Origin of the sequence: Muriicola sp. Z0-33, from assembly GCF_026126425.1 — a bacterium.
In the GTDB taxonomy this organism is placed as follows: domain Bacteria; phylum Bacteroidota; class Bacteroidia; order Flavobacteriales; family Flavobacteriaceae; genus JAFMPW01.
On record NZ_JAFMPW010000001.1, the window covers coordinates 240,078 to 260,910 of the forward strand.

General features: G+C 37.9%; 20 protein-coding genes. 8 read left to right on the plus strand and 12 right to left on the minus strand.

Going from position 1 to position 20,833, the window contains the following annotated elements; all coding sequences use genetic code 11:
* Positions 1-46 precede the first annotated feature (46 nt).
* The 4 genes from J1G40_RS01035 to J1G40_RS01050 form a co-directional block, all read right to left on the minus strand.
* Positions 47-1,261, minus strand: coding sequence for a histidinol-phosphatase (locus J1G40_RS01035; protein WP_265240415.1), 1,215 nt, complete (start codon positions 1,259-1,261; stop codon positions 47-49).
* A 126-nt stretch (positions 1,262-1,387) separates the two neighbouring features.
* A complete protein-coding gene (locus J1G40_RS01040; protein ID WP_265240416.1) occupies positions 1,388-2,155 on the minus strand; it encodes an enoyl-CoA hydratase/isomerase family protein in 768 nt (255 codons plus the stop codon).
* A 21-nt stretch (positions 2,156-2,176) separates the two neighbouring features.
* A complete protein-coding gene (locus J1G40_RS01045) occupies positions 2,177-3,511 on the minus strand; it encodes an MATE family efflux transporter (protein WP_265240417.1) in 1,335 nt (444 codons plus the stop codon).
* A gap of 10 nt (positions 3,512-3,521) precedes the next feature.
* Complete coding sequence (locus tag J1G40_RS01050; RefSeq protein ID WP_265240418.1) at positions 3,522-4,022, minus strand: GNAT family N-acetyltransferase; 501 nt, start codon at positions 4,020-4,022, stop codon at positions 3,522-3,524.
* A 51-nt stretch (positions 4,023-4,073) separates the two neighbouring features.
* Here J1G40_RS01050 and J1G40_RS01055 point away from each other — a divergent pair, with 51 nt between their 5' ends.
* The gene (locus J1G40_RS01055; RefSeq protein WP_265240419.1) at positions 4,074-4,871 is read left to right on the plus strand and encodes a universal stress protein; all 798 of its coding nucleotides are present in this window, start codon (positions 4,074-4,076) and stop codon (positions 4,869-4,871) included.
* Between the two features lie 72 nt (positions 4,872-4,943).
* Here J1G40_RS01055 and J1G40_RS01060 read toward each other — a convergent pair whose 3' ends face one another.
* The 3 genes from J1G40_RS01060 to J1G40_RS01070 all read right to left on the minus strand — a co-directional run bounded on the left by J1G40_RS01060 (position 4,944) and on the right by J1G40_RS01070 (position 7,037).
* Positions 4,944-5,354, minus strand: a complete 411-nt coding sequence (locus J1G40_RS01060; RefSeq protein ID WP_265240420.1) for an EthD family reductase — start codon at positions 5,352-5,354, stop codon at positions 4,944-4,946.
* Between the two features lie 194 nt (positions 5,355-5,548).
* The gene (locus J1G40_RS01065) at positions 5,549-5,977 is read right to left on the minus strand and encodes a hypothetical protein (RefSeq protein ID WP_265240421.1); all 429 of its coding nucleotides are present in this window, start codon (positions 5,975-5,977) and stop codon (positions 5,549-5,551) included.
* 220 nt (positions 5,978-6,197) lie between these two features.
* Positions 6,198-7,037, minus strand: a complete 840-nt coding sequence (locus tag J1G40_RS01070) for a universal stress protein (protein WP_265240422.1) — start codon at positions 7,035-7,037, stop codon at positions 6,198-6,200.
* A gap of 560 nt (positions 7,038-7,597) precedes the next feature.
* Here J1G40_RS01070 and J1G40_RS01075 point away from each other — a divergent pair.
* From J1G40_RS01075 to J1G40_RS01090, 4 genes are all read left to right on the plus strand, one after another.
* Positions 7,598-8,854: a tyrosine-type recombinase/integrase gene (locus J1G40_RS01075; protein WP_265240423.1), complete on the plus strand. Its 1,257-nt coding sequence runs from the start codon at positions 7,598-7,600 to the stop codon at positions 8,852-8,854.
* A gap of 1,341 nt (positions 8,855-10,195) precedes the next feature.
* A complete protein-coding gene (locus J1G40_RS01080; protein WP_321160184.1) occupies positions 10,196-11,242 on the plus strand; it encodes an acyl-CoA desaturase in 1,047 nt (348 codons plus the stop codon).
* An 87-nt stretch (positions 11,243-11,329) separates the two neighbouring features.
* A complete protein-coding gene (locus J1G40_RS01085; protein ID WP_265240822.1) occupies positions 11,330-11,521 on the plus strand; it encodes a cold-shock protein in 192 nt (63 codons plus the stop codon).
* 202 nt (positions 11,522-11,723) lie between these two features.
* The gene (locus tag J1G40_RS01090; protein ID WP_265240424.1) at positions 11,724-12,062 is read left to right on the plus strand and encodes a hypothetical protein; all 339 of its coding nucleotides are present in this window, start codon (positions 11,724-11,726) and stop codon (positions 12,060-12,062) included.
* Positions 12,063-12,554: 492 nt separating this feature from the next.
* Here the strand turns inward: J1G40_RS01090 and J1G40_RS01095 are convergent, their stop codons facing one another.
* From J1G40_RS01095 to J1G40_RS01115, 5 genes are all read right to left on the minus strand, one after another.
* Positions 12,555-13,400: a prohibitin family protein gene (locus tag J1G40_RS01095; RefSeq protein WP_265240425.1), complete on the minus strand. Its 846-nt coding sequence runs from the start codon at positions 13,398-13,400 to the stop codon at positions 12,555-12,557.
* A gap of 765 nt (positions 13,401-14,165) precedes the next feature.
* Positions 14,166-14,732, minus strand: coding sequence for a D-alanyl-D-alanine carboxypeptidase family protein (locus tag J1G40_RS01100; protein ID WP_265240426.1), 567 nt, complete (start codon positions 14,730-14,732; stop codon positions 14,166-14,168).
* A gap of 85 nt (positions 14,733-14,817) precedes the next feature.
* Positions 14,818-15,903, minus strand: coding sequence for an alanine/ornithine racemase family PLP-dependent enzyme (locus J1G40_RS01105; protein ID WP_321160185.1), 1,086 nt, complete (start codon positions 15,901-15,903; stop codon positions 14,818-14,820).
* Entirely contained in the window at positions 15,900-16,979 is a 1,080-nt protein-coding gene (locus tag J1G40_RS01110) for a DUF1611 domain-containing protein (protein ID WP_265240427.1), read from the minus strand. Before J1G40_RS01110 ends, J1G40_RS01105 begins: the two co-directional genes overlap by 4 nt.
* Before the next feature lie 231 nt (positions 16,980-17,210).
* Positions 17,211-17,540, minus strand: coding sequence for a cupin (locus tag J1G40_RS01115; RefSeq protein WP_265240428.1), 330 nt, complete (start codon positions 17,538-17,540; stop codon positions 17,211-17,213).
* Between the two features lie 1,096 nt (positions 17,541-18,636).
* Here J1G40_RS01115 and J1G40_RS01120 point away from each other — a divergent pair.
* From J1G40_RS01120 to J1G40_RS01130, 3 genes are all read left to right on the plus strand, one after another.
* Positions 18,637-19,176, plus strand: a complete 540-nt coding sequence (locus tag J1G40_RS01120; protein ID WP_265240429.1) for a helix-turn-helix domain-containing protein — start codon at positions 18,637-18,639, stop codon at positions 19,174-19,176.
* Positions 19,177-19,382: 206 nt separating this feature from the next.
* Positions 19,383-19,721, plus strand: coding sequence for a cupin domain-containing protein (locus J1G40_RS01125; RefSeq protein ID WP_265240430.1), 339 nt, complete (start codon positions 19,383-19,385; stop codon positions 19,719-19,721).
* 92 nt (positions 19,722-19,813) lie between these two features.
* On the plus strand, positions 19,814-20,629 hold the full coding sequence (locus J1G40_RS01130) for a prohibitin family protein (RefSeq protein ID WP_265240826.1): 816 nt from the start codon (positions 19,814-19,816) through the stop codon (positions 20,627-20,629).
* The last annotated feature ends 204 nt before the right edge of the window (positions 20,630-20,833 follow it).

Sequence of the window (20,833 nt, forward strand, 5' to 3'; positions counted from 1 at the left end):
GGTTTCTTCAAATGCAATTTCTAATTAATCATGAGGTTAAAATTAACTACTCCTGGAGCCTTAACAAAGGTTGTGTCCATGCCATTTCATGGGCTATATTTTCAATAGGATTATCATGGAGCTTTGATGAGGTAATTTTGCACCTTACAAATTCTATGTCGTTTGTCAATTCAAAGTTGGCATTTATACCTGACACAGATTTTAATACACTGGTCTTTGAGTTGCCCTTTTTCAACCCAATAAAGTCTATTGAGTAGCTAATGCCGGGTTCACCGGCCACCTGTATAGAAAGGATATTATTCTCAAATTTTAATGTATTTAGGGTAATGCCTGTACTTGCATAGAATTTCCCTTCTTCCATCGCGTTGATTAAAGAAGCTGCCGAGAGGGTATCTGCCTGTACCATAACCCAACCCCTTCCCGCATTGCTCCATTTCTTGCCTTTCTTGTGATAATGGTGAGAATCGTCCGTTGCCAAACCATACATTATGGGTTTCTTTTTTTCAATATAGGAAATGTTAATCAGGTCCCACATTTCCTCTGTTGAAATGTGCGTAGAATCCCCCATATTGTGTACCATGGGATGCCCATTATATACTTCAAAAAAACGCTCCCCTTCAAGGGAATACATATCTTCCAGGCTTATGCTATAAAAGAAGTTAGGATGATTTATATGTGGAAGTATCGGGACACCAGTCCTTTTGCTCTGGTCAATCACCTGGTCCAAATTGTTTTGCAGGACCTCGGATACACTATTTCCTCCCTGGGGATCAATTCTCTCCTGAATATTGGTAGCATTCATATGTAAGTGCTTGTCCTCATATTTGTCTGTAATCTCTTCAGCCTGAATGACCAAAAATTTATCTTTCTCTTCGGTCAAATCCCGATATTCCTGGTATGTTTTTAGTTTCACATAAGTTTGTCCGGATTCAATTTTATAGTTCACCCAATCCAAACCATAGGTAGCTAAATATGCGTTAAAGGCATTTTGGTAAACAGAATCAGCAGGTATTGCTTTCCACTTCTCACCTTCAGCCAGGGTATTGTGGTCTGATAAGGAGACAAATTGATATCCTCGAGTTTTGTACCAGTCAAGGATTACCTCTGGGAATTCATCACCATCGCTCCAATATGAATGGGTATGCAGATTTCCCTTATACCATTGTTTTTTCGGAATTATATCTGGAACGGTATTATTATTCCTGCAACTACTTGCTCCGGCAAGGATCAAAAGAGCGATAAGAATTTTTATTTTGTCCACCAGGCTTTTATCTTTTAAATTTTCTTTTTGAGCGTATCCGGTTAACTACATATACTACTACCACAAAAAGTGCTAGTAGCGGAAATACCATATCCCCATTTAGATAGTCTATAATATTCATTCCAATTACTTTTTAAATTTTTCCAGGGCCTTTTTGGTCTTGGGAGACAGTGCTAGCATGCCAGACATTTCGGCTCGCTTCGTAAGCAGACTATCCCAATGTTCTGTGCCTTCCCACAATACTTTTTTTGTTTTCACCAGGGCTTCCGGATTGTAAGAGGCCAATTTTTCCGTGAAATAGAACAATTCTTTATCCATGGTCTTGATATCGTCATAAACCTGGGAAAAAAGCCCCTTTTCTTTAGCCCAATATGCATTTTTCCAACTTGTTGGCGCAAAGGCCAATTCGGAAAGGGCCGCTTTACCCATTTTGCGTTCTACTGCTGGCGCAATTACCAGGGGAGCTATTCCTACAGCAATTTCCGAAAGTTTAATAGCAGCAGCTTCCGTTGCAAAAACATAATCGCAAGCGGCAATTAATCCAACTCCCCCACCTACAGATTTCCCTTGAACTCTTGCAATTACTGGCTGGCGGCATTTGCGAATAGCATTGATCAGATTCGCGAAGCCACTAAAGAACTTTTTCCCTTGTTCAGGAGTAGCAATTGCAACTAATTCTTCAAAAGAAGCTCCGGCGCAGAATGCCCTGTCTCCCTCAGACTTTAGAACTATCAGATGTACTTTTTCATTATCCGAAAGCATTGTTATTTCCTTTGTCAGCCTTTCTAACAATTCCGATACAAAAGAATTACTTGCCGGATGACCAAATTCCACAGTTGCAATACCCCCGTCTATTTTTGTATAAAGACTTCCATTTTGCCTGTCGGTGACCATACTACGCTATTTTTATCAAAATTAAACCTTTTGCAAGAGGGGACGAAACTTTCGCCTAAACTTCCAAACCAGTGCCCCGCCACGGATAGACATCCATATAACAAATGCAACCCAGATGCCATAGAGTCCCCAATTGAGGTATTTCCCAAGAAATAGTACGGGCACAAATCCTAAAAAGGTGGCTGTTAGCAATACGTTGCGCAAATACTTCATTTCCCCCAATCCCTTAAAAAGGCCGTCAAAAACAAATGCCATAGTATTCATGGGGAGTCCAAGGATTACAATAAAAAATATAGAATAGAAGGTTTCCAAAACTATAGCTTCATTAGAAAATATACGTCCTATCGGCCGGTAAAAGACAAATCCCATGACGGCCAGAAAGAGACTGACCATTGCACCGTAGAGCATTATTTTTTTTGCAAGTTTCCATAAGCCGTTATAGTCCTTTGCACCCAGGAGTTTTCCTCCCATTATATTCCCGGCCGCTCCGTAACCATCTATAAAAAATGCGGCAAATAACCAGAGATTAATTGCGATGGTGTGTGCACCAATGAATTTATCGCCCAGGGCAGTGGCTTCTCTTACCGCAAGGATAAGAGCAACATTTAAAGCCAATGCACGGACAAAAAGATTCAGGCTCATAACCACTAATCTGCCAAATTCCGGGTGTAAAGGGAGCTTAAGTTTAAGGCTGATATCTGTTTTTGCCAACAATAGGATGAAGGCCATAATAGCCATCACTCCTTGTGATATTAAACTGGCCCATGCAGCTCCCTCCAGATGCATTGGTTGAAGCAGACCTTCTATACCATACACCAGAATGAAGTCTAGCAAAACATTCAATAGAGCGCCTACTATGGCAATTAACATGGGCCAATAAGTATTTTGTAGGCCTCTGAAAATCCCCATTACTGCAAACACAAAAAGCGTAAGCGGAAATCCCCAAACCCGTATGGCGTAATAGGAAATACAATATTCCAGAATAGTCCCCGTAGCATTTAACAGCACAAAAATTTCTTCAACCACAAAGACAGTAGAGAGGAGAATAATGATGCTTAAACCCACATTGAAATAAATAGCCTGTGCAGGTAATGCTTTAACCTGATCTAATTTTCCTGCCCCCAAATATTGGGATATAATTGCTGATATTGCGCTTCTGGTCTGCCCCAGAATCCAGATCAGCATGGAAAGGAAGGAACCAACGATCCCTACCGCTGCTAGCGATTCTAATCCATTTTCGGGGATATTCCCTACAATAGCCGTATCTGTGATAGACAAAATGGGCTCCGCAATTCCGGCAATTGTTGCCGGGATGGCTAACTTGTTAATACTTTTAAGGGTTATGATGGTTTTCAAATGGATAAACTTAAAATACTAGTTCGTAGCAATGAAAAGGGTATTTACTCTGTTTAGGAAAATAGATGTCGCTCAACTTTTGATACCCACGCTGTTCATAAAATTTTTGATTTCTTTTGTTTCTACTGAAAGTATCCAGTCTAACCGATGCAAAGCCAGAGACTTTGGCATAATCTTCCGCATAATTCATAAGTTGTTGAGCGTATCCCATACCCTGAAATTCCGGGTCGACTCCTAATCTATGTATATACATAGCATTATCTGTGGAAGTTAACCATGCTACTGGCATATACTCTTCATCTTTGATGGTGGTTATTGTGATCATACCTTTAATTTTTCCATTGATTTCCAGGACATACAATTCTTTCCGTTGTATATCATTTTTAAAAGCCGCCTGTGAAGGATAGTCGCTATTCCATTGATAGATCCCCTTATTTATCATATCTTTTGCACAGGCCATTGCAATACTAAGAATCTCAGGTATTTCGAGTATCTTTGCTCGACGGATCATTTGTATATTTGGTTTTGGCCTGTAAATTTATATCATTAAATCGTAAACCCTATGAAGAATATTCTAGTGCCCATAGGAACTTCTCCTAACTCTCATGAAACACTGCAATACGCGGTTGATTTTGCCTTGGAATTTTCTGCCAATATATTTGTAATGGAAGTTTTCAGTGTTGCTGTTGGCCGAGGAAGTTTGGCCAATATTGGGGAAAAAGTAGCCAAAAATGTCAAAGAACATCTTAAAGAGGTAATTGAAAAGGTTAATGCCAAAGGAGTGGATATAAAAATTGCCACATATAGGGGAGAACTTTCAGACGGTCTCAAGCAGATTGATAAAGAACTGGGAATAGACCTGATGATAATGGCGCCTAGAAGTAATGATATTAAGGAAGAACTTTATCTGGGGCCTGCAACTGGGGCTATAGTTAAGAAAACAAATATTCCGGCACTAATTGTCCCTAAGGGATCTACATTTACTCCCTTTAAGAATATCCTTACCGCTTTCGGTTCTGGGGTTTTGAAAAAAAGCAGGGCACTGGAACCACTTATAATCATCAAGAGTTTGTTCCAATCCAAGGTAAATCTGTTATTGGTCAAGAACCCGGGATATACTGACGATGATTTGAAGATTAATACCGAGCTAATGGATATTAGCTCACAGGTATCTATTACGGAGCATGCCAATACCTATTTGGGTGTACTGGAGCATTTTCAATCCTATCAGCCTGATTTGCTTTGTGTGTTTAGACGCAAACGAGGGTTTTTTAAAACTCTTTGGGAGAAAAACACCATTCCCAAATCTGAATTTTCTGCCCGTATTCCTGTACTTGTATTGCGGGTGAAGAAAGACTAGATCAGGAATCTAAGCTGGATAATAACCACTGTGGTAGTAATTACCGTTATGGACTAATTAACTATTATTTTGTTATTCCAAAACCTCACTAATTTGAACTACTGGTTGAATGTTAGTATAATTAGGGATATCGTTTAGTATTTTTTCAGCATTGGGCCCGAATGAATTCTGATAGGCCGAAAGTTTGTCAAAATATAAATATCCAATAGCCAGGTATGGAATAGGTTCATCAGGTGTCCTGCCTGCTACTCCTTCATCTATCGCTAAAAGTTTTAAAGAGTCGCCCAGCAAATTGGCAACCATTGGCATGTGCTTATTAGAATAGTAATCCATGTCAAATGTTTTCCCATCAGCGTTCGGGTATAATATCGTTACTTTAATCATGCCTTTTTTAATTTGCGAACTAGCTTTTGATGCAACTGGCTGGCAACTAGCTAGTATTACAACCGCGCCAAGGACTAAGAGGATAATTTTGGATTTCATTTTGTTAAGATTTATTGCTTTGTTCAAAGTTAAAATTTATTATGAGTCATAAAAACAGGAAATGAGACGTAAAAAAGCCATCTTTTAAGGATGGCTTTTCAAGAGTTTTGTAAATAGATGTATTCGCCGATTAATTCAACATTGACCTCCTTCTGAACTATTTCCGCTCTAAACTTTATGTGCTCCTCAGCTTCTCAATAATACGGATAGTAATGCGTTGATGGCGGGCTTACTTCATATTCCGATTGAAGAAATGTAACCAGATCAACGAGTTCCTGAACCGTCATAACTTCATTGTAGTTCTTCATCTTTGAAAGGCCTTCTTCGGTAATTTCAGGAGAATTTTTTCGTTTGTAGCGAAATGCAATTTTGTGAGAAGGATTTATAATTGAAGTGACCAGGCCTCCATAGGATTTCTCGATAGTTACGTCACCACCGAGCTGAATTTGAAGACTATCAACTCCTCCCTTCCACTCAATCTCAGAAATACTATGACATTCATTACAGGCCAACCTTTTATATGTGGCTTTTCCTTCTTCAATATCCCCTGCAGGTAAGGCAAATCCACGTGACTGCTGGTTGCAACTGCTTATAAATAAGCCCCCACATAATAAGAATAACATCAGAAAATAATTGGACAGCTTGCACAAAATATTGTTTTTACCATACATAATTTGTTGTTTTAAATTAAGGATTTGATTTATCACCATATTAGCAGATGAAAACAAATGTAGTGACTAAGAAAAACAGAGAAAATGACCTTCATCAGTTAACAGATATCATCTGAAATCTTTATAGATACTACTTCAACAACACATTTATAACAATACCGATCCCTATGTTTTATTCATGCAATACTAAAAATGGGAGATCTAAATGGTAGCTGAAATGTTGTACTGTGGGCCTAATCAATATTTTTTGCAGGAAACTCCTGTTTTTTGCCAACATGACAATCATATCAATATCCCTGCTTTCTGCAAAACATTGCACCGCCTCATCTACCCCAGATTTGGATAGCGTATAGAAGTTATGCTCAAGGTCCTTAAAGTAATCAGTCAAAAACTCTTTGTTCAATGTTTGCTGGTCATTAAGATCTTTTTCTTTTTCCAAAACATTTAAAATTATTAGAGGTGTCCTGGTCAGGTTCACCACTTCTTTAAGAGTGTCTAACATCTTATGATTGTAAGCCACCTTAAAATCTGTAGCGAAAGCTATTTCCCGTAGTTTTTTGTAGCAGGCATTTTCAGGAACTGCCAACAACGGACAATCTACTTTTGAGATGATAGCTGCCGTATTGCTGCCGACAATGATCTTTTTTAGCCCTGTAGCGCCTTTTGTTCCCATTACAATCAGCTCTATTTTATGCTTTATAACCATTCTTTGTACCGTGTCAATAAAAGAGCCATATACAGCAACTGTGTTGAATTTGTGATTATTATCTGGCAAGTGCTTATGAATCCTTTTTAGTAAATGCTGTAAGTCGGCCTCACTTTGCCTTAAAATATTTTTTCTTAGTTTTTCCTGATTGAACTGGACATTGCTTTGTGCCCCGCTAAATGAAGGGATTATATTCACCGTGAGGATATAAAAGGAACATGCTGTTTTATTAAACATTGACAATGCATACCGTATAGCGTTCCATGAATTCTCGGAGAAATCAGTGGGCAGTAGAATATGTTTCATATCTGATTGTATTTAATCTTAAACGTTTTAAAATTAAATAGCAAAAATGAAAAGACATATGATTTAGGTCAGTGCAGCATTTTACCTACAAACCCTGGCGCCAAGGAAAACAAAAAACCGCTCAAACAAGTTTGGCGGTTTCCTGCAATTCTTCATCGCTAAAGTTTCTGCGCTTATTTGTGGAGAATACCGGGGTAGCTTTGCTGCTCCGGATCATCTCCCATGTTGAAAATGCAGTAAGCTGTGGCCTTTGGCCCCAGAAGCTCAAAAACAACACAGCCCATTCAAATAAACTTGATGGGCTGCTACCTGTTTTTAATCTTACCGCATTCCTGCGCTTATTTGTGGAGAATACCGGAGTCGAACCGGTGACCTCTTGCCTGCCAGTCTTCAAATCTAGAGTAATCCAAAAATTGAAATTTCATCTTATTTTTTGATTTTCAACATGTTAACTCGATTTTAATCGAATTTGCATTCATATGATATCAGCTGAAACCATACAAAAGTGTGCACAAACTGTGCATTTTTATTCCTACCTTGAAGTAATTTAAGCAGTGAAAATGGCTAAAGTTAGGCTCATATTGGACACTCGAAAATCATCAAAAAATGCAATTTCTAAATTGTATCCAATTGCATTAAGAGTGTTTCATATTAAGCCAAGAATCATTCGATTGCCGTATGAAACTTCAAAAAATGGCTGGGATGTAAATTCCTTTTGTCTAAAACGCTCAGTATTGGTAAATAAGAATATCGATTGTTCCCAAGTAAACCAAATTCTTTATGACAAACTGCATGTTGCGCGAAGCTTGATAAATGAACTTGGAGATGCTATTCAATATATGGATATAGATACTTTGGTAGCAGAAATCAAACATAAATGGGAGGAACAGATAAGTCCATCGCTTAAAGGTAAACTTTCAAACGGATTAACTTTAAAGGTTTGGGGGCAAGTCATCGTAGATAGAAAACTGAAAACAAACAAACCAAGCTCAGCTGAATGGTATCTCAATGGAATAAAAGCTTTTATAAAATTCAATAATAATCAAGATTTAAGACTAGACCAATTGAATGTAAGTATGCTCAAAGATTTTCAAATTGAAAAAGAATCAAAAGGTCTAAAACCAAATAGCATAAGTTCAGTCCTAAGAGCTATCAGGGCAATATACAATGCAGCTATTAACGAAGATAGAATTGACGTTATTAAGAACCCTTTCCACCGCTATAAGATTCCGTCTTCAAATCAAACTAAAAAGAGGGCAATTTCGAAAGACGATTTTTTAAAAATACGCAAATTGAAATATAAAAAAGATTCTGCGTTATGGCACGCAAGAAACTATGTTATGATTATGTTTAATTGCAGGGGAATGAACTTGATAGACCTGGTAAAATTAAAAAAATCAAATGTGAGACAGGATAGAATTTTTTATGGAAGAAGTAAAACAGGTGACCCATTATCAGTAAAACTCACTTCAGAGCTAAAAGAAATTCTAACTCATTATCTAACACACAAATCAGATGATGACTTTCTATTTCCAGCAAATTACGATGGTAGTACAGCAAAGTATGAGAAGTATAAAACTATTAGACGAAGAGTAAACGAAAGGCTTAAAATTATTGCTTTCGATGCAGAAATTAATCAACATTTCACAACATATACTATTCGTCATTCTTGGGCAACAATAGCAAAATTTATGGGGATATCAACTGCTATTATTAGCGAAGGTCTCGGACATAGTTCCCTAAAAACAACCGAAATTTATTTAAAACGTTTTGACAACATCACCTTAGATGAAGCTAACGAGCGGATTGTTGCTTAACAAAATCCCCCAAATCTTACCCCTAACTTTTGCGCATGGATCCTGATGGGTTTTTGTAGCGTCCCGATAGGTAAGCGTAAAGCAAAAATCCATTAGGGCGCAACCTACTTTTTTCTAGTGGATTACATTTTGAAAGTATTCCAAGTTTAGTAGCGAAGTGGATAAAGTTTGAATAGCAAGAGGGCAACGCGCTAAAGCGACGTTGCTAGTTTAAGCGATTGATGTATCTCCCTGACAATAAGCCGTTTAGCCTCTTTTTTAACGGATTATGTAAAAAAGGTGTCTAAAAAGTTTACTGTAAAAACGCTTGAAACCCCAGTAAACATTGAAAAAATTTGCTGTAAAATTTCGAAAATCATCCCTAGAACTAGCTATACCTCGCAAGCAGATTAGTTTGGTAAGGATTTGGGCCTTGCAGCACGAAACTTTGTTTCGCTCGCTCTGTTCCTAGTAGGATAAATCTTTTTTCTTTTGCGACCATCGGGAGAAAAAGCAAGGTTGTCATGACAATGACACATCTTGAATTGCCTTTTTTATGAAAAAATTCACCATAAAATGGGTGCTGCTAAGGTTTTTTATGAAAAAGCAAGGAGGAAATAAAAACGATAAAATGTTAATACATTGTTTTTCAATGTATTGTGAGAAATAACCTTGCTTCAGCGTGTTACCCTCTTGCTTCTTCCGAACTTTTCCAAAGCCAAGCTATGGTTAATGATATATGGAAAATACAAAAAGCTTTGGCTGAATTCTTCTAGAACCTATCTAGACAACTTTCCCTTATAAATACAGTCCCGTAAAAGCCTAATTAACGAAACTACTAAATGAGACCAGGAATGGGACTTAAACCTTTGGAAGATATTCAATTCAGAATGTTGTCCTGTAAATCGGCCTTGAATAGAAACGCCTAAAAAACACGCTAATAATCCAAATTCCAACTTTTGTTTGTTACCTATATTATATATCTTAAAATATTGAATATCAGTATTTAACATATAATTGGGTTATGTTACACAAATTACGGGTATCTTTGTGAAGTTAAAATTCAGAAAGCCCTAATCAGTTCAGTCTTCCAATATTCTCAATTCATTTCAGCTCTCTTCGTTTTTAAAGCAATATTGCAAAAACAATTTTAAGCTAAACGCAGGGTAGCAAGTGCGGTTGGGATACAGTTTTCACAACAAGACAAGTCTTCACAATTAGATTTTCTCCACCTACCTCAAGTTTTTTATGCTTATCCATGATTCTTAAGGCCTTAGGCTAAACAGGATTCAAAACAAAATTAGTAGCAGTATCAAAAATCCAAAATTCTCAAAACGAACAAACACCGATTTCTCAAAGACCTTGAGAAAGAGGGTAAACGATTACTTCAGAACAAACAACATCAGTAAGCATGCCAACAAGAGCATGGTCATAAAGACCATAGCAATGCTAACCTTGTTCTTCGCTCCATTGGTCATGATCAATATTGGCCTTGTGGGCAGTCCATGGCTACTTTTCATGCTGTACATCACAAGTGGAATAGGGATGGCGGGAATTGGCATGGGCATCATGCATGATGCCATACATGGCTCGTATTCCAAGCATCAAAAAGTAAACAAATACTTGGGCTACACCATGAACCTCATCGGTGCGAATGCTACTGTTTGGAAAATCCAACACAATGTACTGCATCACACCTATACCAATATAGAAGGAGCGGATGATGATATAAATGCGCCCTTTTTTCTACGTTTCTCGCCCCATGCCCCAAAAAATAGGCTGCACAGGTTCCAACACTTGTATGTATGGTTCTTCTACGGTCTGTCCACAATTTCATGGGTCACCGCCAAGGATTTTATCCGACTTGTCCGCTATAGGAAGATGGGGTTCCTCGATAAAAAGAATGAATTTAGAAATCAAATAATAAAGATAGTCGGCTGGAAGCTTTTGTACTATTCCTATGCCTTGATCATACCATTGTTAATGGTGCCAATGGCTCCATGGATAATCATCTTGTCATTTCTTAGCATGCACTTTGTAACAGGCCTGCTTATAAGTATCATATTTCAAGTGGCACATATTATGCCCGGCACTGAATTTCCCCTACCGGATGCGGATGGAGTAGTTGAAGGGGATTGGTCCACTCACCAATTAGCAACCACCACAAATTTTTCACCTAAAAGCCGTTTTTTTTCATGGTTGATAGGAGGATTAAACTACCAGATAGAACATCACCTGCTGCCAAATATCTGTCATATACATTATAAAAATCTGTCCAGTATAGTAGCGGATACGGCCAGGGAATTCGGGATGCCCTATCAAACAAAACGGACATTTGCCGCTGCGATTATGGGTCATATCGGAATTTTGCGCAGATTGGGGAAAGTGCGGCCCATTCCCATACAATAAGGGTCCAATTTGAATAACAAAAAAGTAAATAAAATGAGTATTATAAAGCAAGTATTAAATAAAATAGTAAACAATAAATATAAAGTAATGAAAGAAGGAACAGTAAAATTTTTCAATAGCGCCAAAGGTTTTGGCTTTATCAAACCCGTAGATTCCGATGAGGACGTCTTTGTACACCAAAGTGGTCTAGTAGATGAAATCCGTGAGGATGATAAGGTGAAATTTACGTTAGAAAGAGGCGAAAAGGGAATGAACGCGGTAAATGTGGAATTGGCCTAAAAAACCTCTAATTTTCGTATCAGTTAAAATGCCATCTTTAAAGATGGCATTTTACATCTTGTTTGTTTTCTTTATCAGTAACCGCAACTAACCATCGATTGTTGCCTATCTAGATTTAAAAATAAGCGAAATATCCGGATAGCAGGAGGGTACTTGAACCTAAACTCTAACAGTTAAACTGCCTTTTAAAGACATCAAGAAAATGATTCGTACAATGCTATTCTTTATATCTCTTATCCCATTGGCCATCTTCCCTCCCCAAGGAACAAGCCAAATAAAAAAAATAGAAGGGGTCTTTCTTGGGCGTGTTGAGGATGGATATTCATTTTGTGGGAAAACAGCATTGGGTATGGAAGAAATAGTTGTCTTCGATGAGATTCTATCGGTTATACTTGAAAAGTATCCACTACATGAGGATAAACACATTGGAGAAAATTTTATCATCTCGTTTATTGAGAATGTTCGTGTTTGGGAAGATGATATCAAGGAAACATCCACAGTGATTCGCTTACAAAAGCTTGCGCCAGGGCAACATCTTTAAAAGTGATGTTTCCGAAGTTTGGGGCATTAACCAAAATTTTTAGTGCTAACCATGGTTGATCCATCAACTTTTTCACCCTATATCGCGAAGTTCAGAGGTTTTAAAGTCTTACCAATAGTCGATTCAATAAAATCACTAGGTTTTAAATGATACGTGTTGTGGCATGCTTACAGATAGCATTTCGTATCCAATAATAATTGAATCCCATGGTTGCTTCCTTGTGTTGTTAAGTCATTCATACATTGAAGAATAAAAATACCACAATGGTCAAGGAAGCTGAAAGGAAGAAAGTAGTTGAACTGAAAGTGCCATTCAGCCAGTTGTGCGCTAGTTTGCCTATAAGCTTCATGGAGTGGTCGCCATAGTAATTATATTGGTATTTTTCAATCATATGATATCTATATAGCCCTCTAATGATGCCCAATGTCAAGTGAATAAACAATAGCATCGTAATCATGGATCCTGCATTCAAATCCAAAGACATTCTCATCATTAGTTTTTAATTGCATCACCTACCCCAATAAATGGAATTGCGCCTGCACCTGTTACCTCAGGTAAAATCCCGTTCCATTTTTCTATGGCCTTAAGATTTGCTTCGATCTTCCTGAGTTCAATCAGGTCCGGTGAAATATTCATTTTTTGTAACCGTAATGCCTCGGCCTCGGCTGTTGCCGCAGCTATGGTCTGCTCTGCTTCGACTTTTATCCTGTCCAGGTCTCTCTTTGCCTTCAATGCATTTTGCTCAGCAGTCTGCTTTGCCTCAATGGCATCGGTAAAGGTTTGGGAAAAACTAAATGAGATAATCGAAAAAGCGTCAACCGCTATGTTCGATGCCAGCAATCTCGAAGTGAGCGCTTGTTGCATTTCGGTACTCACGGCCGGCCTCTTGGTAATCAATTCCTCGGCAGTATATCTGGCAGACACCGCTTTCATTACCTCTTGAATGGCGGGGTCAATAATACGTTCTTTGAATTCCACACCTATAGTTTGATATACCAAATTTGCTTTATCGGGTATGATGTGATAATTGAGGGCCACGGATAAATCCACATCCTGCAAATCGGAGGATGAAGAAGCTGCATCTGTCATTGCTTTTTGAATTTTTACATCCATTAAAATGACGGTCTGCACTATTGGTATTTTGAAGTGGATTCCTTCATTCAACACTTTGTCCTGTACGGCGCCAAAATTCTGGACAACTCCTCGCTCACCCGCACCAATCTGAACCCATGGTTTAAATGCAAAAAGCAATACCACCAATATGGCAATAATGATTAGATTTCTCTTTTGCCCTTTTTTCAATACATTTTTCAGCTCACCCATAGGGTTATTATCCATAATAATCAGGTTTAACTATAAAGATAGGATTTCACGTATCCAAGCATGTTGTACTAATCCAAGACAATCTTACATAAATCACACATTGTAAAGTGGGGATATGACGCTATTCGTCTTGAGTCTAGCTCCTTAAAGGTTTGTTGCTTTAAAAAAGAAGTGATTTCAGTATAAAAGAAAGCATTGGACCATTTGCCCATAGTGGAAGACTATTTTAAACCCAAAGGGCATTTTAAGCTCCAACAAGACGCCCTAAGAATGGGTAACAGCTATATGGGTTTATAGCACTTTTGGAGGGTTTTATCGGCAGGTCGACAATGTCAAGATTTTAGGTTATAAAATAGCTCTTACTGCCCATTTTATATGTCTTAGCATCATGTTAAATTTGCCCTAATAGCGTAACATTTCGACTATCTTTACGTCTTATTATATGTGTAGATAAGGATGCGTATTGCACCCATCGCAACAAGTAAATCGAGAAGGAATAATGAAGCAGACAAAAAAAGGAACTCAAGACAGTAATATCATTATTGACAGGCCATTGTCCCGTCATGATAGTTGGAAAAATCACCGTAGGCATAGTGCCTTAAAATTAATACGGTTTTCCTAGTGACCAGGAATTTAAAGAGGGCTTTCGCCCTCTTTTTTATTTCGTATTATGAAATAATTATTATCCAACAAACGTTTTTTGGTTCTAATTGGGAGATCAATCCAAGGGTTGTGCAAATAATAGTTGAATTTGTATTTTCATTTAGTGGGTCCGCACGTCTAAGTTATGGGCCCATAAATAGCATATTCCTTTTCTTTTTCAATGGCCCAAACCACATTGCCGTAATCAAAATGCCAATATTCCTTCAAGTCACACACAAAATCTTCGTCTTCGAATAGACCAATCATCAAAGACCTATTTTTTTTGGCTTTAGCACTAATATCCGGATGGTAGGGATAACACTTTTTTGAAAGGTCGATTTCCAAACCGTTGTTGGTTCCAAAATCCATCACACCGTCTTCAAGTTTGTCATAAATCAAGGCATCTACCGCTCCGCCTGTCGCATGCATGGACATGGTCGGGGGAGCGATAAAATAGCTTATAGCTTCTTTGATTTCACTTTTCGATTTTTCGGGATGTTTTTTGTGGTAGTATGCAAATTTGGATTCCCATAAAAGTTTTTGATGTTCGTAAGATCTCCAAGCAGAACGAACAATCAAAATTTTATTTTGCCTATCCAATTGTTTACTGATCCGGCCAATTTTTTCAATCATATCTTCTCTGATCAAATATTGATAATCTTCCAAAATGGATGGCTCAAAAATCAAATTTAAATTCGTGTCCATCAAACTCACTAGTGGTGAATGATTTTCTCGAATCCAAATCGAGGGGACTAAAAGTTTATGCTGAAGGTCTTTTGTCTCGACCGCGTCACAGTATGCTTGCACATTCATATAGGTTGATCGTGTTTTTTGAAATGTTTGGGGTGCCAAATGCCCTTAATAGCGCACAATAATTGAGGTCGAAGGCTACAGTATCGCCCACTTTTAAACTTGTTTCGGTATTATCTATCAACATATGATCACTACTAGCCCCCAACACAATTATTTTTTGTTTTGGAGTAATTCCTGAAACTATGACGTCCTGCGTTCCAATTGCGAGAACGGCCCTATCCATCAAGCCTTTATTCTCAAACTTTGGAGTGTCACCATTCGCGTTTTGACATGCTTCCCCATAAGGTTGTGATGGTTTTCGTTTTGCTTCGATAACCTCGGCCATTAGAGTGAAGATATCGGTAAAAAGTCCTGGTATCGGTTTTCTACAAAGTGCTTCCCTACCTAAAAAAATAGATTCGCCCAATCGTAAGCTATTTATTCTGCCCACATCTTTTGAAGAGGTAAACCAGTTGTAATTTGCAGAGTTTCCGCCGGAGATCATTGCCAGGGTAATTTTAAATTTTTCTTCCAAACGCATAGCTATTGACGACAATACGTTCATTTTATTTGCATCAGGGCTTATTCCGCCAAAGCATGCAAGATTCGTTCCTATACCTACCAAGGCCAGGCCTTCCAATTTTAGCACCTCTTTTACAATGGCATTCATTTCCGAAGGCATAATCCCTTCCCGTAAGTCTCCAAGCTCCACCATAAGAACAACCTTATGTATGATATGGTTTCTTGAGGCATATTCCGAGAGTTTCTTTAGAACTTCCAATTCAGAATTTAGACTTATGTGGGTATGGATAATTACCTCTTCCACTTGACTGAGCGCAGGTGTTCTGAGTAACAGGTATTGTGCCCGTATACCCGCTTTTCGCATTTTTATAATATTCGAAATTCTAGAGTCTGCAAGAATTTCAATGCCATTCTTGACCAAGATGTCAGCAATTATTGGATTCCCTCCGATCACTTTGGTGACCCCTATTACATTAATTCCCTTAGCACCATACAGTGTTTTCAACTGTTGCACGTTGTGGGCGATTTTTTCCAAATCTATATCTATCCTAGGTAGTTTCAAACCAACACCGACTCTCTTTTTAACTCTGGAAATATTTTGATTAACTCCTTTACCAGTTTATCGCATCCATGTATCAACACATCTGCAACGGGCAGATTATATTCAGATTCATACTGCTGTATAATCTGATTCACTTCAGGCTGGGTCATATTTTCGTGGTTAATGGTGATGGCGATAACTTTTGATTTAGAAAACACCTCTATCATTTCAATTTCGTCTACCAAGTCCAATAAAGGAATTTTAGGATAGTCACAGTAACTTTTTCGCTTTGGAGGATGTTGTACGATTATTGCATCGGGCATTGCCCCTCGTAGAATAGCACTTGAAGATGTGAATGCAGGATGGCTTAAAGCTCCCTGGCCTTCAACAACAATAATATTTGGTTGTTCTTGCTCATAGGCATTTATTACGGCATTTTCAACTTCACCGGTAGCAAACCCAGAAGTTAGGACATCTATGGCCACCCCATATTTGGAGCCTTGTAGCAAGCCTGTTTGACCAGTTGTCACAAAGACTGCGTTCAAACCTTCATTCCGTAGGGCTTCCACCAATACTAATGCCGTGGTTCTTTTACCCACTGCACAATCGGTTCCCATTACCGTGATTATCGGAACCTTTACCTCTTGAATACGTCCTGAAAAATTATGGAGGTTTTCACGTTTTGGAGGTTTTCTAATATCCAGTATGGTTACTCCATAATTACGGGCCATACGGGCAAATTGAGTATTCTCGTTGAAAAACTCTGGAAGACCGTTAACGATATTCATCCCACTTTTCATAGCAGTAAAAATAACTTCCTTTTGTTCATCGTTTAAAAAGGAAGCGAGTGGGGCGATACCGTAGATAAAATATTCAGGAATAGCATTTAATTCTCCCAAGGCAAGTGTTATACTTTCGAAAATGGGAATGGCATTTTTTACACCATCAAGATATTCGCCAGCGTCCTGACCAGCTTTCGAACTATCAATGACTCCAACGATATCATAAATCTCCGATTGCCGAATAAGTCCATTGGCCACTTTACCGTCTATACTGCCAAATTCATTTTCACAATAAACCAAAGCTTTAGCTTTCATAAGTTCTAATATTAAATTGTCCAAATCAATAGTGAGATCTTCACAGGGTTTTAATTCCCCTCATAATAGACCGGTTCATTTGCTACAGGTCCGTTCTGAAGGGTACGGAAGTCCATTCTAGGAGCATACAATCGTACAACAAGTGCTATTGAAAGACTTACCTTAGCGCATACTACACCTCCTATTTCAAACCATTGTGTCAATTCCTAAAAATACATTCATGATGTATGGTTAGTCTTTAATAGTAGTACAAATCATCTTGAATTTATGATTTGCTTCAATTGAACTGGAAGAACATGCAGGGATTAGTATGGAATCCCCATTCTGCATAAAGGTGGAATTAGCGTCTATGACAACCTCGGCCTTTCCTTCAATAATATGAATGAAGCGAATAAATGGGGATTCTTTATGGGACAATACCTTACCAAAATCAAATGCAAATGCCTGTATGACACAATTATTCTGAACACTTATGTTTTTTACCACAATGGCATTGGACTTGAACTCCAGTATATCAGCTAGGTTAAACGTAAGGGATTTTTCAAATTCACCCGTGTCCATGATTAAATAGTATAAAGTAGTGTCCCTTCTCCTCTATTCCGCTCTTTTTTTGGCATCCCGTTTTGCCCTTTTGGCGGCTTTTTTCTCTTTAGGCGTACTAGAGGGTGTTGTTTTTCCTGATTTCTGTTTTCCTTCTTTTTCTCTCGACATAATTTTTTTATTGATTTATTAAAGTGAAACAGCGACCCCCAACATTATTAACAAAAACACAAAACAGATTGCGCATTTTCTCATGGTGTTTACTTTATCATTGCTACTTTAGATATAAAATTGCTTCACAAAAACAATGGTTGATGCAATACCGACATATTTGCCTTTTTACGAAAAAGAGCAGTGTTTTTCAGTTCCTGCTCTTTTCCCGGCTTTAAAAAAAATTGAAAGCACTAACCAACTAATTTAAATTATCTCTTTGGAAGTATCAATTCGATTGCTTTCTTACCATTATTATTTTTCGATTTGGCGTAAATCGGCTTATAAATCTTTTGGCGATTACTCTCTTCTGTCTTAAGCGAACTGCCGTTATCATAAAACGGCCTGAGGAAAATTCTCAATTTTTCAAGAATTGCATAAAGCAAATGCTTCTTTTTCATTATATCCATATGTATCTTATTATTTAGAGGGCTCTAGGTTTAAAAATATCCCTAGTTAAAGGTGCAACAGAACCATTAAAAATTTGTTACATAACCAAATATAAAAGTTACAGATATCTCAGGTTTTCCAATTACTCATTTTTTCTTTTTCAAATACCTGAGGCTGAACCTTTAGAAATTTATAATACGCCTCAAACCCGGTTGCAGATATATCTTTGAACTATTAGTTTAAGAGGAAGAGGTGTTTCCGGCAGATTATCGTATATTACTGGGTACCTTATTTAAAGGGAGAAGATCAGGACAATATTCTCTTTCGTAAGCTGATTCTCTATTTTTATTCTGCATAACCCTCTTATACCTATATCGTACAAGGTAACCACATAGTTGCTTTTGTTTCTTGTATTACATAAAGACAGAGTTATGCAAATCAAATTTTAATTATTTCATCATTTCATTTGTTTAAGAACAACTCATTCAAAATCTCAATGCTCATATATATTAAATACATGGTAAGTTTGCGCTGCAAGATGGTGGTTAAGCAAGAACTTCAAAAGCTTGGCCTACATTATGTGAACGTAGACCTTGGAACAATCGAGATTTTAGAAGACATCACAGATTCTCAACGGGAACAACTACGTGATAACCTAAAGGCCTACGGTCTGGTATTGCTAGGCGATAAGCGGAAGATAATGATTGAAAAAATCAAGGCCGTAATCATTGAAATGATCCATTATTCAGATGAATTGCCCAAAGTAAACTACTCGAATTACATTGCCGAAAAATTAGGTTATGACTATACCTATTTGGCCAATACTTTTTCTGAGGTAAAAGGGATTACCATTCAACAGTTCATCATTATAAATAAAATTGAACGGGTCAAAGAACTATTGCTATATGATGAATTAAATCTTACGGAAATATCCTATAAGTTAAACTATAGTAGCGTTGCCCATTTATCGAACCAGTTTAAAAAAGTTACCGGGCTCACGCCCTCGTTTTTTAAAAAATTAAAAAAGCATCGCTTTGGAAATTTAGAGGATCTGTAATCTTCAGAAATAAATTTAAAAAGAGCTTCATAGTCTTGACGATGAGGCTTTTATTGTTTATCACATCCATAAAATAAATGTGGGAATACTATAACTATTCCTCTTTCCAGTGTAACATATTATACCTTAAAATCCCTCAACTTTAAATTCAGGCTTCTTGGAAAGCATGGGAGGCCTTGAAACACCCCATCCTTCAAAATTTAGAAATGGAAAATACAGCAGTTGAGAACTCAAAAGCCTTTATAATCGTAGAGATTATCGAATATGTTCCCAATGCGGTGGTCATAAAAACCATCATAAAAAAAACGACAGGTAACGTAACCGCCGTTTCCGTTGATAAGGGCGAAAACATAACGGAAAAAATATCGTCCTTCGATAGGTTTATCCAACTCATCGAAGGACGTGCCGAAATCATAATCGACAACAGTTCGCAGACTTTGGAAACAGGTCAGTCCATTATCATTCCTGCCAATTCCCAAAATACCATCAAAGCCAATGAACGGTCCAAAATGATTTCGACGATTATAAAAAGTGGCTATGAATAGTCGCTCAATAATATAAAAGAACGTAATAACATGATAACTACGGGAACATCACCAATATTAAGATAAACAGTATGGATTTAAACGAAAAGATAATGTTCAGATTACCAAAGTTCGCGATACCAGCGATAGTTGTAATTATTATACTGGTTATTTTAATAATAAAATCCACTATAATAATCGATTCAGGACAAGCGGGCGTATTGTACAAAACTTTTAGTGGAGGCGTTGTGACCGACGAACCACCAATGGGCGAGGGTTTTCACATCGTGGCACCCTGGAACAAGGTTTTTATATACGAGGTTAGACAGCAGGAAGTTTTTGAAAAAATGCAGGTACTTTCTTCCAACGGATTGGAAATAAAACTGGACGCCTCTGCTTGGTTTGAACCAAAGCGGGAGTTTTTAGGAAAGCTGCACCAAGAAAAAGGGTCGGAATACATTCAACGGGTACTATTGCCTACGATACGGTCGGCGGCAAGAAGCGTTGTGGGGCGGTATACCCCGGAGCAGCTATATTCCAGTAAGCGAGATGCAATACAGGCCGAGATTTATGAGGAAACCAAAAAAATCGTCGACGGCCAATATATTCAGCTCAATGAGATACTGGTACGGGATGTAACTTTGCCGGGTACTATCAAGGAGGCTATCGAGCGTAAGCTAAAACAAGAGCAAGAGTCGTTGGAATACGAGTTTCGTTTGGTCACGGCTACAAAGGAAGCCGAAAAAGTGACCATTGAAGCACAGGGAAAGGCGGATGCGAACCGTATTCTAAGTGCTTCCTTGACCAATATGATATTGCGCGACAAGGGTATCGATGCAACATTGGAACTAGCGAAATCACCTAATTCAAAAGTAGTCATAGTTGGCAATGGCGATTCTGGATTGCCCTTGATACTGGGCAATAATTGATTTTCTTGTTTGGTATAATAGAAGTAAAGTTGAAATTACTTCAATAAAACATAAACACAAAAACTAATGAAGTATACCTTTTTCTGATATTATATCGGTTAACAATACAAGTCAATACGCAATTATCAATTCAATCATTTAGCACTGATACAGGATTTTGTCAATATTTTCGTATTTCTTCCCGTAAACCGGAGTAGCAACTAT